The sequence below is a fragment of the Pseudomonas sp. AIG genome (genome assembly GCF_977020205.1).
This window is the reverse complement of sequence record NZ_CDROCK010000038.1, coordinates 1-16,546: the sequence shown is the minus strand read 5'-3', so window position 1 is coordinate 16,546 and position 16,546 is coordinate 1. Positions and strand designations below refer to the sequence as shown.

14 protein-coding genes are annotated in these 16,546 nt (G+C 59.6%); 9 read left to right on the top strand and 5 right to left on the bottom strand.

Going from position 1 to position 16,546, the window contains the following annotated elements:
• Positions 1–125 precede the first annotated feature (125 nt).
• The 4 genes from ACWR1S_RS20590 to ACWR1S_RS20575 form a co-directional block, all read right to left on the bottom strand.
• Positions 126–2,972, bottom strand: coding sequence for a valine--tRNA ligase (locus ACWR1S_RS20590; RefSeq protein WP_454564768.1), 2,847 nt, complete (start codon positions 2,970–2,972; stop codon positions 126–128).
• A 194-nt stretch (positions 2,973–3,166) separates the two neighbouring features.
• Entirely contained in the window at positions 3,167–3,568 is a 402-nt protein-coding gene (locus tag ACWR1S_RS20585; RefSeq protein ID WP_454564767.1) for a DNA polymerase III subunit chi, read from the bottom strand.
• An 8-nt stretch (positions 3,569–3,576) separates the two neighbouring features.
• Entirely contained in the window at positions 3,577–4,005 is a 429-nt protein-coding gene (locus ACWR1S_RS20580) for a DNA polymerase III subunit chi (protein ID WP_454564766.1), read from the bottom strand.
• A 57-nt stretch (positions 4,006–4,062) separates the two neighbouring features.
• Entirely contained in the window at positions 4,063–5,553 is a 1,491-nt protein-coding gene (locus ACWR1S_RS20575) for a leucyl aminopeptidase (protein ID WP_454564765.1), read from the bottom strand.
• 576 nt (positions 5,554–6,129) lie between these two features.
• On the opposite strand from ACWR1S_RS20575, the gene lptF reads away from it, so the two are divergent.
• The 8 genes from lptF to pdxJ all read left to right on the top strand — a co-directional run bounded on the left by lptF (position 6,130) and on the right by pdxJ (position 14,542).
• A complete protein-coding gene (gene lptF / locus ACWR1S_RS20570) occupies positions 6,130–7,251 on the top strand; it encodes an LPS export ABC transporter permease LptF (protein WP_454564764.1) in 1,122 nt (373 codons plus the stop codon).
• Positions 7,244–8,305 carry an LPS export ABC transporter permease LptG gene (lptG, locus tag ACWR1S_RS20565; protein ID WP_454564763.1) on the top strand — a complete coding sequence of 354 codons (1,062 nt, stop codon included), beginning with the start codon at positions 7,244–7,246 and terminating at the stop codon, positions 8,303–8,305. The genes lptF and lptG overlap by 8 nt, the downstream gene beginning before the upstream one ends.
• A gap of 173 nt (positions 8,306–8,478) precedes the next feature.
• Positions 8,479–10,278, top strand: a complete 1,800-nt coding sequence (lepA, locus tag ACWR1S_RS20560; protein ID WP_454564762.1) for a translation elongation factor 4 — start codon at positions 8,479–8,481, stop codon at positions 10,276–10,278.
• A 5-nt stretch (positions 10,279–10,283) separates the two neighbouring features.
• Positions 10,284–11,138 carry a signal peptidase I gene (gene lepB / locus ACWR1S_RS20555; protein ID WP_007909027.1) on the top strand — a complete coding sequence of 285 codons (855 nt, stop codon included), beginning with the start codon at positions 10,284–10,286 and terminating at the stop codon, positions 11,136–11,138.
• 169 nt (positions 11,139–11,307) lie between these two features.
• A complete protein-coding gene (rnc, locus tag ACWR1S_RS20550) occupies positions 11,308–11,997 on the top strand; it encodes a ribonuclease III (protein WP_016986099.1) in 690 nt (229 codons plus the stop codon).
• Positions 11,990–12,892, top strand: coding sequence for a GTPase Era (gene era, locus ACWR1S_RS20545; protein WP_016771562.1), 903 nt, complete (start codon positions 11,990–11,992; stop codon positions 12,890–12,892). The genes rnc and era overlap by 8 nt, the downstream gene beginning before the upstream one ends.
• Positions 12,893–13,058: 166 nt before the next feature.
• Entirely contained in the window at positions 13,059–13,748 is a 690-nt protein-coding gene (gene recO / locus ACWR1S_RS20540; protein ID WP_454564761.1) for a DNA repair protein RecO, read from the top strand.
• 47 nt (positions 13,749–13,795) lie between these two features.
• A complete protein-coding gene (gene pdxJ, locus ACWR1S_RS20535; protein ID WP_454564760.1) occupies positions 13,796–14,542 on the top strand; it encodes a pyridoxine 5'-phosphate synthase in 747 nt (248 codons plus the stop codon).
• A gap of 83 nt (positions 14,543–14,625) precedes the next feature.
• Here pdxJ and mltF read toward each other — a convergent pair whose 3' ends face one another.
• The gene (gene mltF, locus ACWR1S_RS20530) at positions 14,626–16,086 is read right to left on the bottom strand and encodes a membrane-bound lytic murein transglycosylase MltF (RefSeq protein WP_127925939.1); all 1,461 of its coding nucleotides are present in this window, start codon (positions 16,084–16,086) and stop codon (positions 14,626–14,628) included.
• A gap of 285 nt (positions 16,087–16,371) precedes the next feature.
• Between mltF and ACWR1S_RS20525 the strand changes: the two genes are divergently transcribed.
• On the top strand, positions 16,372–16,546 hold a 175-nt coding region (locus ACWR1S_RS20525), incomplete at its 3' end, for a hypothetical protein (protein ID WP_454564804.1).

Genomic DNA, 16,546 nt, shown 5'->3' with positions numbered 1-16,546 from the left:
CGCCTGACACGGCCTCTTCGCGAGCAAGCTCGCTCCCACAGGGATTGGCAGTGGATGAAGGAAGGTAGGCAATAAAAAGGCGCGTCACCCAATCGGGTGGCGCGCCTTTTCAATGCGATTTGCCGTTACAGGCTGGCAATCCGCGCATGCTGCTCGGCCAGTTTGCCCAGGGCTTGTTCAGCCTCGGCCAGTTTGGCGCGTTCCTTTTCGATGACTTCGGCCGGGGCCTTGTCGACGAAACCGGCGTTGGACAGTTTGCCGCCAACGCGCTGGACTTCGCCCTGCAGACGCAGGATTTCCTTGTCCAGACGCGCGAGCTCAGCGCCCTTGTCGATCAGGCCGGCCATCGGCACCAGCACTTCCATCTCGCCAACCAGAGCGGTAGCGGACAACGGTGCTTCTTCGCCAGCCGCCAGAACGGTGATCGATTCCAGACGCGCCAGCTTCTTCAGCAGCGCTTCGTTCTCGGTCAGACGGCGCTGGTCTTCAGCGCTGACGTTCTTCAGGTAGATCGGCAGTGGCTTGCCCGGGCCGATGTTCATTTCGCCACGGATGTTACGCGTGCCGAGCATCAGTTCCTTGAGCCATTCGATATCGTCTTCGGCGGCCGGATCAATGCGCTCTTCGTTGGCCACTGGCCACGCTTGCAGCATGATCGTCTTGCCCTGAATGCCGGCCAGCGGCGCAATGCGCTGCCAGATTTCTTCAGTGATGAACGGCATGAACGGATGCGCCAGGCGTAGTGCCACTTCCAGTACGCGAACCAGCGTACGGCGAGTGCCGCGCTGACGCTCAACCGGCGCGTTCTCGTCCCACAGCACAGGCTTGGACAGTTCCAGGTACCAGTCGCAGTACTGGTTCCAGATGAACTCGTACAGCGCTTGCGCGGCGAGGTCGAAACGGAACTGGTCGAGTTGACGGGTCACTTCGGCTTCAGTGCGTTGCAGTTGCGAGATGATCCAGCGATCCGCCAGCGACAGCTCGTAGGCTTCGCCGTTCTGGCCGCAGTCTTCGCCCTTGTCCAGAACATAACGCGCGGCGTTCCAGATCTTGTTGCAGAAGTTGCGATAGCCTTCGACGCGGCCCATGTCGAACTTGATGTCGCGACCGGTCGAAGCCAGCGAGCAGAAGGTGAAGCGCAGGGCGTCGGTGCCGTAGCTTGCGATGCCGTCGGCGAACTCGTCGCGGGTCTGCTTCTCGATCTTCTTCGCCAGTTTCGGCTGCATCAGGCCAGAGGTGCGTTTCTGCACCAGTTCTTCCAGCTCGATACCGTCGATGATGTCCAGCGGGTCAAGGACGTTGCCCTTGGACTTGGACATCTTCTGGCCCTGGCCATCGCGCACCAGACCGTGCACATAAACGGTCTTGAACGGCACCTGCGGGGTGCCGTCCTCGTTCTTGATCAGGTGCATGGTCAGCATGATCATCCGGGCAACCCAGAAGAAAATGATGTCGAAGCCCGTCACCAGTACGTCGGTGGAGTGGAATTTCTTCAGGAACTCGGTCTGCTCAGGCCAGCCCAGCGTGGAGAACGTCCACAGGCCGGAACTGAACCAGGTGTCGAGTACGTCGTTGTCTTGTTGCAGCGCCACGTCCGGGCCGAGGTTGTGCTTGGCCCGCACTTCGGCTTCGTCGCGACCGACGTAGACCTTGCCCGACTCGTCATACCAGGCCGGAATCCGGTGGCCCCACCACAGCTGACGGCTGATGCACCAGTCCTGGATGTCGCGCATCCACGAGAAGTACATGTTTTCGTACTGCTTCGGCACGAACTGGATACGGCCGTCTTCAACGGCAGCAATCGCAGGCTCGGCCAAAGGTTTGGTCGACACGTACCACTGGTCGGTCAGCCACGGCTCGATGATGGTGCCGGAGCGGTCGCCTTTCGGCACTTTAAGACCGTGGTCGTTGACGCTGACCAGCAGGCCGGCGGCATCGAATGCGGCAACGATCTGCTTGCGCGCTTCGAAACGCTCAAGGCCGGCGTATTCAGCCGGAATCGCGCCATCGATGCTGTCGTTCAGTGTGCCGTCGAGGTTGAACACCTGAGCTGCCGGCAGCACATTGGCGTTCTTGTCGAAGATGTTCAGCAGCGGCAGGTTGTGGCGCTTGCCGACTTCGTAGTCGTTGAAATCGTGGGCCGGGGTGATTTTCACGCAACCGGTGCCGAATTCAGGATCGCAGTAATCGTCGGCGATGATCGGGATGCGGCGGCCAACCAGCGGCAGCTCGACAAACTTGCCGATCAGGGATTTGTAGCGCTCATCGTTCGGGTTCACCGCGACGGCGGAGTCGCCGAGCATGGTTTCCGGACGGGTGGTCGCGACGATCAGGAAGTCGTTGCCTTCAGCGGTTTTCGCGCCGTCGGCCAGCGGGTACTTCAGGTTCCACAGGAAACCCTTCTCGTCGTGGTTTTCCACTTCGAGGTCGGAAATCGCCGTGTGCAGTTTGGTGTCCCAGTTGACCAGACGCTTGCCGCGGTAAATCAGACCGTCTTCGTGCAGGCGCACAAACGCTTCTTTAACCGCTTCCGAGAGGCCGTCGTCCATGGTGAAGCGCTCGCGGCTCCAGTCAACGGATGAGCCGAGGCGGCGGATCTGACGGCTGATGTTGCCGCCGGACTGATCCTTCCACTCCCAGACTTTCTCGAGGAATTTTTCGCGGCCCAGATCGTGGCGATTCTGGCCCTGGGCTTCGAGTTGACGCTCCACCAGCATTTGCGTGGCGATACCGGCGTGGTCGGTGCCCGGCTGCCACAGGGTGTTGCGACCCTGCATGCGGCGGAAACGGATCAGGGCGTCCATGATCGCGTTGTTGAAACCGTGACCCATGTGCAGGCTGCCGGTGACGTTCGGCGGCGGGATCATGATGGTGTAGGAGTCGCCCGCGCCTTGCGGGGCGAAGTAGTTCTCGGACTCCCAGGTGTTGTACCAGGAAGTTTCAATGGCGTGCGGCTGGTAGGTCTTATCCATGCGCGGCGGGACCCTATTGGCATTAATTCAGGAAAAGCCGACGAGTATAGCGGGGCATGGGGCCGAGGGCGAGCGGGGCGGGCCGGATGGAGATCTAAATGTAGGAGCTGCCGAAGGCTGCGATCTTTTGATCTTGTCTTTAAAAAACAAAGGTCAAAAGATCGCAGCCTGCGGCAGCTCCTACACGGTGCGCGTTATTCGTACTGGCTGAGGAGCCGTTCCATGCGCGCATCGAGGCGGCGTTTGATTTCGGTTTCGATGTGCGGGGCGAAGTCGTCAATCACGTCTTGCATGATCAATTGCGCGGCGGCGCGCAGTTCGCTGTCGAGGTGGAGCAGGGCGTCCGGGCCTTTATTCACAGGTGCCGCCGCTGGCGCTGCGGGTGTCGGGGCTGGCGCGGGAGGCGGTTCGACGGCTGCCGGCTCGTTGCCGACCGAATCGAACAGCATCGGAATCTGTTCCTGTTCCTGTTCACCGTCATCGACCGTATCGGTCAGCAGTGGCGGTTGCAGGTTGTCATCGCCGAGCAACTGGCGGATCGATTCAAGATCATCCAACAGGTGTGCGGACTTTTGTTGCGGTTTCGGAGTGTCCATTGGAATGCTCAGAGTCGCTGTAAACGGTGATCTTGCAGAGGATAGCCCTGTTCGCGGTAGAAACGGAAACTCTCCCGCGCGGCCGCCCGAATCGTCGGATCTTCGACCACCACTTCCGCCACGCGGGCGAATTTGCTGGCGAAGGCCGGGACTTTCAGGTCGAGGTTGACCAGCAAATCCTGATGCTGACCGCAGTCATCACCCAATCCCAACACAATCAGACCGTCCGGTTCGCTGTCGGCCGGGCCATGCGGCACGAACGTTTCGCCCTTGAACGTCCACAGTCGTGCATCGAGGTCATCGCGCTGAGCCGCGTCGCTGCAATGCAGGTAGATGCGGCGGCCCATGCGCCAGGCTTTCTCGGTGAGCTTGCAGGCAAAGTCCAGGCGAGCCGAAGGATCGGCGCTGGGCAGGATATAGAAGTCGACTTTGGTCATTGCGGTTCCAGAGCAGCAAGCGGCGTCACCCGAAAGTGGCGCCGCTCGTCAGCGGGTTCAGGCTTTGGCGCGATCCAGCAGGTACTGGGTCAGCAGAGGCACCGGACGACCGGTTGCGCCTTTGTCCTTGCCGCCGCTGGTCCACGCGGTGCCGGCGATGTCCAGGTGCGCCCAGTTGAGGTTTTTGGTGAAACGCGACAGGAAGCAGGCGGCGGTGATGGTGCCGGCTTTCGGCCCGCCAATGTTGGCGATGTCGGCGAATGGGCTGTCCAGTTGCTCCTGGTACTCGTCGAACAATGGCAATTGCCAGGCGCGGTCGTCAGCGGCTTTACCAGCGCTGAGCAGTTGGTCGATCAGTTCGTCGTTGTTGCCCAGCAGACCCGAGGTGTGCGCGCCCAGAGCAACGACGCAAGCGCCGGTCAGGGTGGCGATGTCGATCACCGCTTGTGGCTTGAAGCGCTCGGAGTAGGTCAGCGCATCGCACAGCACCAGACGGCCTTCGGCGTCGGTGTTGAGGATTTCCACAGTCTGGCCGCTCATGGTGGTAACGATGTCGCCCGGACGGGTCGCGTTGCCGCTCGGCATGTTCTCGGCGCAGGCGAGGATGCACACCAGGTTGATCGGCAGTTTCAGCTCAAGCACGGCGCGCAGGGTGCCGAACACGGAGGCGGCGCCGCCCATGTCATATTTCATTTCGTCCATGCCGGCGCCCGGTTTCAGGCTGATGCCGCCAGTGTCGAAGGTGATGCCTTTACCGACCAGGGCGTACGGCTTCTCGGATTTCTTGCCACCGTTGTATTGCATGACGATCAGGCGCGGCGGTTGCTCGCTGCCCTGGCCAACGGCGTAGAACGAACCCATGCCAAGGGATTTGATTTTTTTCTCGTCGAGGACTTCGACTTTCAGATCCTTGAACTCTTTACCCAGGTTCTTGGCTTGTTCACCGAGGAACGTCGGGTGGCAGATGTTCGGCGGCAGGTTGCCCAGATCGCGGGTGAAGGCCATGCCATTGGCAATCGCGGTCGCGTGGTTCACGGCGCGTTGCACTTCGGCTTGGGCAGCCTTGATGGTCAGCAGGGTGATTTTCTTCAGGGCGCGTGGTTCGGCTTTCTGGCTTTTGAACTGGTCAAAGGTATATTCGCCATCGACCAGGGTTTCTGCCAGCAGACGGGTTTTGCCGTAGCTGTCACGGTTTTTAACAATAACTTCATCCAGCGCCAGCACGGCGTCGCTGCCGCCCAGCCCCTTCAGGGTGTTGAGGATGCCGGCCACGATTTTGCGGAACGGACGGTCGCCCAGTTCCTCATCCTTGCCCACGCCGACCAGCAGCACGCGCTCGGCTTTCAGGTTCGGCAGGCTGTGCAGCAACAGGCTCTGGCCAACCTTGCCGGCCAGATCGCCACGCTTGAGCAGGGCGCTGATTGCACCACCGCTCAGTTCGTCGACCTGTCTGGCGGCGGCGCCGAGTTTGCGGCCTTCGCCGACGGCAACCACCAGGGTGGCGGTTTTCAACGTTTCTGGGCTAACGCTTTTTACAACCAGTTCCATGTCCGGATCCCTGAATGAATGGTCAACACGCAGGCGTTCGACGGAGGCCGCAGACGCCTGCTTATAGATAGAAGAGGCGCAGGCCAAAGCCTGCGACAAGGGCCGCAGTTTGAACCTCGCTCCCCGCGCCTGACAACCCTAGGGGGCGTTCTCAATTAGTTTTCACACCGCGTTGTCGCCTTAAAGCCAGCCAGGCAAGGCGCAGGCCGCTGGGAATGGTTGTTCCCTTTCCAAGGCCTGCAACGCAGACTGGCCGGCTTTAAGGCACAACCCGAAGGGCCGTGCCTGCTGTTGTGCAGGGCTGCGTTGCTCGAAGCTTATTTGAAATGACCAAACCACGCTTCTCGCGCCTTGCCCTGCACAACAGCAGACCCGGCGCGGTGTGAAAACTAATTGAGAACGCCCCCTAGGTTGTACGATCTGCAAAGGATTACAGACATGGATGAGTGTGCGCAGTGACAGGCGCCCCCAATCACAGGATAATGCCGCATCTTTTTTCGACGGCTCTGCGTTGCGGGCCGGTCGATGTGTTTGCTTGTTTGGCCGCCTTAGCCTGACAACCCTGGAGTGTCTGGTTTGATCGTCTTCCGTTATCTGTCCCGCGAAGTCCTGTTGACCCTCAGCGCCGTGAGTGCCGTGCTGCTGGTCATCATCATGAGCGGTCGCTTCATCAAATACCTCGCTCAGGCCGCAGCCGGTCAGCTCGATCCGGGCTCGCTGTTCCTGATCATGGGCTATCGCCTGCCGGGTTTCCTGCAACTGATTCTGCCGCTGGGCCTGTTCCTTGGCATCCTGCTGGCCTACGGTCGCCTGTATCTCGAAAGCGAGATGACCGTGCTGTCGGCCACCGGCATGAGCCAGCAGAAGCTGTTTCGCATGACCTTGTTTCCGGCGACGCTGGTCGCGCTGGTCGTGGCGTGGCTGAGCCTGGGGCTGGCCCCGCAAGGCGCCAACCAGTTCCAGTTGCTGCTGAACAAGCAGGACGCCCTGACCGAATTCGACACCCTCGAACCGGGTCGCTTCCAGGCCTTGCGTGACGGCACTCGAGTGACTTACACCGAGACGTTGAGCGACGATCGCGTCAATCTGGGCAGCGTATTCATTTCACAGAAAAACCTCGGTGCCGATCAAAAGGATCGCGGGATTTCCGTGCTGGTGGCCGAAAAGGGCCGTCAGGAAGCGCGTCCCGACGGTAACCGCTATCTGATCCTCGATAACGGCTATCGCTATGACGGCAGCCCGGGTCAGGCCGACTACCGTGCCATTCATTACGAAACCTACGGCGTGCTGCTACCCAAGCCGGACGTCAGCGAAGAAGTCACCGACCGTGACGCCATGCCAACCTCGGCTCTTCTGGGCAGCGATGACATCCGCTCCAAAACCGAGCTGCAATGGCGTTTGTCCCTGCCGCTGCTGGTATTTATCGTGACCCTGATGGCGGTGCCGCTGTCGCGAGTCAATCCGCGCCAAGGGCGTTTCCTCAAGCTGCTGCCGGCGATTCTTCTTTATATGGCTTACCTGACCATCCTGATTGCCGCCCGCGGCGCCCTTGAAAAAGGCAAAATCCCGCCGGCCCTGGGCCTGTGGTGGGTGCACGCGATCTTCCTGTTGATCGGTCTCGGCCTGCTCTATTGGGAGCCGCTGCGTCTGAAGATGGCCAGCCGTCGCTCCGCAGCGCTGGAGGTGGCCCGTGGTTAAACTCGACCGCTACATCGGCAGCAGTGTGTTCATGGCGATCATCGCCGTGCTGGCAATCATTCTCGGTCTGGCAACGCTGTTCGCGTTCATTGATGAAATGGGTGACGTCAGCGACACCTACACCCTTGTGGATGTGCTGAGCTTCGTGTTGCTGACCGCGCCGCGCCGTCTCTATGAAATGCTGCCGATGGCCGCGTTGATCGGTTGCCTGATCGGTCTCGGCAGTCTGGCCAGCAGCAGTGAGCTGACGGTCATGCGCGCCGCTGGCGTGTCCATCGGCCGGATCGTCTGGGCCGTCATGAAGCCAATGCTGGTGCTGATGCTGGCCGGTGTGCTGATCGGCGAGTACGTTGCTCCGGCAACTGAAAGCATGGCGCAGGCCAATCGCTCGCTGGCGCAGGGCAGCGGCGACGCGCAAAGCGCCAAGCACGGTATGTGGCACCGCCAGGGTGAAGAGTTTATCCACATCAACGCCGTGCAACCCAACGGCCTGCTGTATGGCGTGACTCGCTATCACTTCGACAAGGAGCGCCATCTGCTGAGCTCAAGCTTCGCCAAGAAGGCCGAGTTCGACGGCAATAAGTGGCAGCTCACTGACGTTGCCACCACGCTGTTTCATGAGCGCAGCACTGAAGTCGTCAATGTCCCGAGCGAGCAATGGGACGTGGCGTTGAGCCCGCAACTGCTTAGCACTGTGGTCATGGCCCCCGAATCGTTGTCGATCAGCGGTCTGTGGGGTTACATCCACTATCTGTCCGAGCAGGGCCTGAGCAACGGCCGCTACTGGCTGGCATTTTGGGTCAAGGTGTTGCAACCGCTGGTGACTGCCGCACTGGTGCTGATGGCGATCTCCTTCATCTTCGGACCGCTGCGCTCGGTGACCCTCGGTCAGCGCGTGTTCACCGGCGTGCTGGTGGGCTTTACCTTCCGTATCGTCCAGGATTTGCTCGGCCCTTCGAGCCTTGTGTTCGGTTTCTCGCCGCTGTTCGCGGTGCTGGTGCCGGCCGGTGTTTGTGCGCTGGCGGGGGTCTGGCTGCTGCGCAGAGCCGGTTGATGACAGGCGATTGACCTGTGCTTTAAACCTCGAAAACGCCTCGATCGACAGATCGGGGCGTTTTTGCATGCAATCCGGGTGACAGGCGAACGTGACGCTTGCGCCGTGTATCAGGTACAATTCCCGGCTATTTTTCGGCGGGCCATGCCTGCAGCCTTTTTGAGTGTTGATCCGTGAGTGATTTGAGTCATATCCGCAATTTCTCCATCATCGCCCACATTGACCATGGCAAGTCGACGCTGGCCGATCGCTTCATCCAGATGTGCGGCGGCCTGGCCGAGCGTGAAATGGAAGCCCAGGTACTGGACTCCATGGATCTGGAACGTGAACGCGGGATCACCATCAAGGCCCACAGCGTTACTCTCTATTACACCGCCAAAGACGGCATCAAGTACCAGCTGAACTTCATTGACACCCCGGGCCACGTTGACTTCACCTACGAAGTCAGCCGTTCCCTGGCCGCGTGTGAAGGTGCCTTGCTGGTGGTCGATGCCGGTCAGGGCGTTGAAGCTCAGTCCGTAGCCAACTGCTACACCGCGATCGAGCAGGGCCTCGAGGTCATGCCGGTGCTGAACAAGATCGACCTGCCACAGGCCGATCCTGATCGCGTCAAGGACGAGATCGAGAAGATCATCGGCATCGACGCCACTGACGCCGTCACTTGCAGTGCCAAGACCGGCCTGGGTGTCGACGAAGTGCTCGAGCGTCTGGTGCAGACCATTCCTGCGCCGACCGGCAACATCGAAGATCCGCTGCAAGCGTTGATCATCGATTCCTGGTTCGACAACTATTTGGGCGTTGTCTCCCTGGTGCGCGTGCGTCATGGCCGCGTGAAGAAGGGCGACAAGATTCTCGTCAAGTCCACCGGCAAGATCCATCTGGTCGACAGCGTGGGCGTGTTCAACCCCAAGCACACCGCTACTGCTGACCTGAAGGCCGGCGAAGTGGGCTTCATCATCGCCAGCATCAAGGACATTCACGGTGCACCGGTCGGTGACACCCTGACCCTGAGCTCCACCCCGGACGTTGAAGTGCTGCCCGGCTTCAAGCGCATCCAGCCACAGGTTTACGCCGGTCTGTTCCCGGTCAGCTCCGACGACTTCGAAGATTTCCGCGAAGCGCTGCAGAAGCTGACCCTCAACGACTCGTCGCTGCAGTACACCCCGGAAAGCTCCGACGCACTGGGCTTCGGCTTCCGTTGCGGCTTCCTCGGCATGCTGCACATGGAGATCATCCAGGAGCGCCTCGAGCGCGAATACGACCTGGACCTGATCACCACCGCGCCAACGGTAATTTTCGAGCTGGTGCTGAAAACCGGTGAAACGATTTACGTCGACAACCCCTCCAAGCTTCCGGATGTGTCGTCGATCGAAGACATGCGCGAGCCAATCGTGCGGGCCAACATCCTGGTGCCGCAAGAGCACCTGGGTAACGTCATCACCCTGTGCATCGAGAAGCGCGGCGTTCAAGTCGACATGCTGTTCCTCGGCAATCAGGTGCAAGTCACTTACGACCTGCCGATGAACGAAGTGGTCCTGGACTTCTTCGACCGTCTCAAATCCACCAGTCGCGGCTATGCTTCGCTGGATTACCATTTCGACCGTTACCAATCGGCTAATCTGGTGAAACTGGATGTGCTGATCAACGGCGACAAGGTCGATGCTTTGGCGTTGATCGTGCACCGTGACAACTCGCACTACAAAGGTCGCCAGTTGACCGAGAAGATGAAAGAACTGATTCCTCGTCAGATGTTCGACGTAGCGATTCAGGCCGCCATTGGTGGTCAGATCGTCGCCCGGACCACCGTCAAGGCACTCAGAAAGAACGTATTGGCCAAATGCTACGGTGGTGACGTCAGCCGTAAGAAGAAACTGCTCGAGAAGCAAAAGGCCGGTAAGAAACGCATGAAGCAGGTCGGCAACGTGGAAATTCCACAAGAAGCCTTCCTTGCCGTGCTCAGGTTGGATAGTTAGGTCCTATGTCACTAAATTTCCCGCTGTTGCTGGTCATCGCCGTGTTCGTCTGCGGCCTGTTGGCGTTGCTCGATCTGTTGATCCTCGCACCGCGTCGGCGTGCTGCCATTGCCTCTTATCAAGGCAGCGTCAGCCAGCCTGATGGGGTGGTCGTTGAAAAGCTGAACAAAGAGCCGCTGCTGGTCGAATACGGCAAGTCGTTCTTCCCGGTGTTGTTCATCGTGCTGGTGCTGCGTTCGTTCCTCGTGGAACCGTTCCAGATTCCTTCGGGCTCGATGAAGCCGACCCTGGACGTCGGCGACTTCATTCTGGTGAACAAGTTTTCTTACGGGATCCGTCTGCCGGTGATCGACAAGAAAATCATCGAAGTCGGTGATCCGCAGCGTGGCGATGTGATGGTGTTCCGCTACCCGAGCGATCCGAACGTCAACTACATCAAACGTGTGGTTGGCCTGCCGGGCGACACGGTGCGTTACACCGCCGACAAGCGTCTGTTTGTGAATGGCGAGTCGATTGCCGAGCAGATGGTCGGCGCCGAGCCGGGCACGCTGGGCAGTGCCGAACTGTATAAAGAGAAACTGGGCGCCGCCGAGCATCTGATCCGCAAGGAAATGAGCCGCTACCGCGCCACGCCGGACCGCTCGTGGACAGTACCTGCCGGGCACTACTTCATGATGGGCGACAACCGCGACAACTCGAACGACAGTCGCTATTGGGATGACCCGAACATTCCCAAGGACCTGCTGGGCATGGTTCCCGACCAGAATATCGTCGGCAAGGCCTTCGCGGTCTGGATGAGCTGGCCGGAACCAAAACTCAGTCACCTGCCGAATTTCTCGCGGGTTGGCCTGATCAAGTAATCACACACGGCGCTGTTGACCACAGCGCCGAATGCATTTCTGGAGCCGGCACAATCGGCTTCGCAATCGCCAGGATTTAATTTTTGAACACAGCGTTAATTGTCCCAGGCCTGCGCCGCATCCCGGCGATGGCAGTGGAATCCAGCCACGAACTCAGCGTGGGTAAACCGTGAGCGTTTCTCTAAGCCGTCTCGAGCGCCAGCTCGGTTATACCTTCAAGGATCAGGAGCTGATGCTGCTGGCCCTCACGCACCGCAGTTTTGCCGGGCGCAACAACGAACGCCTGGAATTCCTCGGTGATGCCATCCTCAACTTCGTTGCTGGCGAGGCGCTGTTCGATCGCTTCCCGTTGGCCCGCGAAGGCCAATTGTCGCGTTTGCGCGCACGTTTGGTAAAAGGTGAGACGCTGGCCGTACTGGCGCGCGGTTTCGACCTTGGTGATTACCTGCGATTGGGTTCCGGCGAGTTGAAAAGCGGCGGTTTCCGTCGCGAATCGATTCTGGCGGATGCCCTCGAAGCCTTGATCGGTGCGATCTACCTCGATGCCGGCATGGACATGGCGCGTGAGCGCGTGCTGGCCTGGCTGGCTGGCGAGTTCGAAGGTCTGACACTGGTCGATACCAACAAGGATCCGAAGACCCGCCTGCAGGAACACCTGCAATCGCGCGGTTGCGATCTGCCACGCTATGAAGTGGTGGATATCCAGGGCGAGCCGCACTGCCGAACCTTCTTCGTCGAATGCGAAGTTGTCTTACTGAATGAAAAAAGCCGAGGTCAGGGTGTGAGCCGTCGTATTGCCGAACAGGTAGCGGCCGCTGCAGCACTGATTGCCCTGGGCGTGGAGAATGGCAATGACTGATACAAACGCAACGCGCTGTGGCTATGTTGCCATCGTCGGCCGTCCCAACGTCGGTAAGTCGACGCTGCTCAACCACATCCTCGGCCAGAAGCTCGCGATCACCTCGCGCAAGCCGCAGACCACCCGCCACAACATGCTCGGGATCAAAACCGAAGGTGACGTGCAGGCGATCTACGTCGACACCCCCGGCATGCACAAGGGTGGCGAAAAGGCTCTGAACCGTTACATGAACAAAACCGCTTCGGCGGCGTTGAAAGACGTCGATGTGGTGATTTTCGTCGTTGACCGCACCAAGTGGACCGACGAAGACCAGATGGTTCTCGAGCGCGTGCAGTACGTGACCGGCCCGCTGATCGTCGCGCTGAACAAGACCGACCGCATCGAAGACAAAGCCGAGCTCATGCCGCACCTGAGCTGGTTGCAGGAACAACTGCCGAACGCGCAGATCATTCCGATTTCCGCGCAACACGGGCACAACCTCGAAGCGCTGGAAAAGGTCATCGCTGACCATCTGCCGGAGAACGATCACTTCTTCCCGGAAGACCAGATCACTGACCGCAGCAGCCGTTTCCTCGCCGCGGAACTGGTGCGCGAGAAAATCATGCGCCAGATGGGCGCCGAGCTGCCGTACCAGATCACCGTCGAAATCGAAGAGTTCAAGCAGCAGGGCAAGACCCTGCACATTCATGCCTTGATCCTCGTTGAGCGTGACGGCCAGAAGAAGATCATCATTGGCGACAAGGGCGAGCGCATCAAGCGCATCGGCACTGAGGCGCGCAAGGACATGGAGCTGCTGTTCGACTCCAAGATCATGCTCAACCTGTGGGTCAAGGTGAAGGGCGGCTGGTCTGATGACGAGCGTGCGCTGCGTTCGCTGGGTTACGGCGACCTGTAATCACCGTTCCAGAGGACACCGATACCCACTGTGGGAGCGAGCCTGCTCGCGAAGAGGATGTAACATTCAGCCTTGATGTTGACTGTTACTCCGCTTTCGCGAGCAGGCTCGCTCCCACAGTGGTTTTGGGTTGTGTGTAAAACTGCGTTTCTTCATCGAGAACTCAATGTCGCAAAACCCACCTCCCGCCCAGCCTGCCTACGTCCTGCACAGTCGCGCCTATCGCGAAACCAGCGCGTTGGTGGATTTCCTCACGCCTCAAGGTCGGCTGCGGGCGGTATTGCGCAGTGCGCGGGGCAAGGCCGGGACATTGGCGCGGCCATTCGTGTCGCTGGAGGTCGAATTCCGTGGCAAGGGCGAGCTGAAGAATGTCGGGCGCATGGAGAGCTCAGGCACCTCCGCCTGGCTCAACGGTGAAGCGCTGTTCAGTGGTCTCTATCTCAATGAATTGCTGATCCGCTTGCTGCCCGCCGAAGATCCGCACCCGGGCGTCTTTGATCACTATGCCGCGACCTTGCTGGCATTGGCCGAAGGCCGGCCGCTGGAGCCGCTCTTGCGTTCCTTCGAATGGCGCCTGCTGGACGATCTCGGTTATGGCTTCTCGCTGAACACCGATATCCATGGCGAGCCGATAGCGGCAGATGGTCTCTATCGTCTGCAAGTGGATGCGGGGCTGGAACGGGTCTTTCTGCTGCAACCCGGTCTGTTCAACGGCGTTGAATTACTGGCCATGGCCGAAGCCGATTGGTCCGCCCCAGGCGCGCTGTCCGCCGCCAAGCGCTTGATGCGTCAGGCGTTGGCCGTTCATCTTGGCGGTCGCCCCCTCGTCAGTCGCGAACTGTTTCGCAAGCCCTGATCACCCCGTATGCTGTGCGCCGAAACTCTCAATTCAGGAGCGCACCCGTGACCACCAGCAATCGCATTCTTCTTGGCGTGAACATCGACCACGTCGCCACCCTGCGTCAGGCCCGTGGCACGCGTTACCCGGATCCGGTCAAGGCGGCGCTGGACGCGGAAGAGGCGGGTGCCGATGGCATCACCGTGCACCTGCGTGAAGACCGTCGGCACATTCAGGAACGTGACGTGCTCTTGCTTAAAGACGTGCTGCAGACCCGCATGAACTTCGAAATGGGCGTCACCGAAGAAATGATGGCGTTTGCCGAACGCATCCGCCCGGCGCACATCTGCCTGGTGCCGGAAACCCGTCAGGAGCTGACCACTGAAGGTGGCCTGGATGTGGCGGGGCAGGAAGAGCGGATCAAGGCAGCGGTTGAGCGCCTGTCGAAGATCGGTAGCGAAGTGTCGCTGTTTATCGATGCCGATGAACGTCAGATCGCAGCGTCGAAGCGCATCGGTGCGCCGGCCATCGAATTGCACACCGGGCGTTACGCCGATGCCGAAACCCCGACTGAAGTGGCTGAAGAACTCAAACGTGTGGCGGATGGCGTGGCGTTTGGTCTGGCGCAGGGCTTAATCGTTAACGCGGGTCACGGCTTGCATTACCACAACGTTGAAGCCGTAGCGGCCATCAAAGGCATCAACGAACTGAACATCGGCCACGCGCTGGTGGCGCATGCGTTGTTCGTGGGCTTCAAGTCCGCCGTATCCGAGATGAAAGCGCTGATCCTGGCTGCTGCGCTCAAGGGCTAAGATCAAAAGATCGCAGCCTTCGGCAGCTCCTACAGGTTATGTGTACACCTGTAGGAGCTGCCGAAGGCTGCGATCTTTTGCTTTTAAAGTGGGGCGGGTTCTTGAGTGGGCTTTGACTTGTCGATACCCGGCACATGCAGATTGCCCTCGGCCACCTGATCGCCCTCAAGCTGCGGCTGGGTCACCCAGGTCAGAATGTCGTAGTAACGACGGATGTTCGCCACAAAATGCACCGGTTCGCCGCCCCGGGCGTAGCCATAGCGTGTCTTGCTGTACCACTGCTTCTGCGACAGGCGCGGCAGGATCTTCTTCACGTCCAGCCATTTGTCCGGGTTCAACCCTTCCTTGGCCGTCAGTTTGCGCGCGTCATCGAGGTGACCGCTGCCAACGTTGTACGCCGCCAGAGCAAACCAGGTGCGGTCCGGTTCCTTGATCGAATCGTCGAGCTGATCCTTCATATAAGCCAGGTATTTCGCCCCGCCCATAATGCTCTGTTTCGGATCGAGGCGGTTGGACACGCCCATTGCCTGCGCAGTGTTCTGCGTCAGCATCATCAAACCGCGAACGCCGGTTTTCGAGGTGACGGTCGGCTGCCACAGCGATTCCTGATAACCAATGGCCGCCAGCAGACGCCAGTCGACTTTCTCTTTTTTCGCGTAATTCTTGAAGTGCTGCTCGTATTTCGGCAGGCGCTGCTGCAAGTGCTGGGCGAAGGTCGTGGCGCCCATATAGCCGAGGACATCGACGTGGCCGTAGTAGCGATCCTTCAGGCGTTGCAGGGTGCCGTTCTTCTGCACCTTGTCCAGATACGCGTTGATCTCGTTGAGCAGACTGTTGTCTTCGCCCGGACCCACCGCCCAGCTCTGGCTGCGCGCATCGCCGAGGTCGAAGGCCACGCGAATATTGGTGAAGTACACCTGATTCATCGCCACTTCGTTGGAGTCGACCAGCGTCAGGTCAATCTGACCTTCATCGACCATGCGCAGCAGGTCGACCACTTCAACTGCGTCGGACTCTTCGTATTCGATACCGGGGAATTTCTTTTTCAGCTCCGCCAGTTGTTCGGCGTGGGTACTGCCCTTGAGCACCATGATCTTCTTGCCGACCAGATCACCGGGATCGGTCGGCCGCGACTGACCGTTGCGATAGATGATCTGCGGGGTGACTTCAAGGTAGGAGTGCGAGAACCGCACCTGCTTCTTGCGCTGTTCGCTGCTGACCAGACCCGCGGCGGCCAGCACCGGGCCGTTCGGCTTGCCGATCTGATCGAAGAGGTCATCGAGGTTGTCGGCCGTCTCGATCTTCAACTCGACACCCAAATCGTCGGCGAAACGCTTCACCAGCTCGTATTCGAAGCCGGTTTCACCGCTGCGATCCTGAAAGTAGGTGGCGGGGCTGTTACGGGTAATCACCCGCAGCACACCATCCTCCTTTACGCGCTCGAGTGTGTTGGGTTTATCAACACAGCCACCGAGCATCAGGAAGAGTCCGGTTGCGATCAGCCATTTGGCGTACCGCGGACGCAAAGCCGTTGGGAAAAACATCTGCGCAGTATACGCAAACGGCCACGGGCGCCATATCTCGACAGTGCAGGACGAGTCTGCTAGCGATCACAAATCCGAACGAAACCCTGCAGAAACGGGCCTTTACGGCTTTTTGTTACAGTAAAAATAAGGCGTCATTGCAGAGGTGATTTATCTGACTCTGGAGGCAGAAACACAGATTGATATTGCAGTGCAACCGTGCGTAGCGTTTCGGGTGATGTTGAGGGCGGTTTAGGCTAGAATGCACGGCCTCAAAGCACACCCCTTCCCGAGGCTGTCCCGAAGATGTTGATCCTGCGCGGCGCTCCTGCCCTTTCTGCCTTTCGCCACAGCAAACTCCTTGAGCAACTGAGCCAGAAGGTTCCAGCTGTCAGTGGCCTGTATGCTGAATTCGCTCACTTCGCCGAAGTCACCGGCGTCCTGACCGGCGACGAACAGCAGGTGCTAGCGCGCCTTCTGA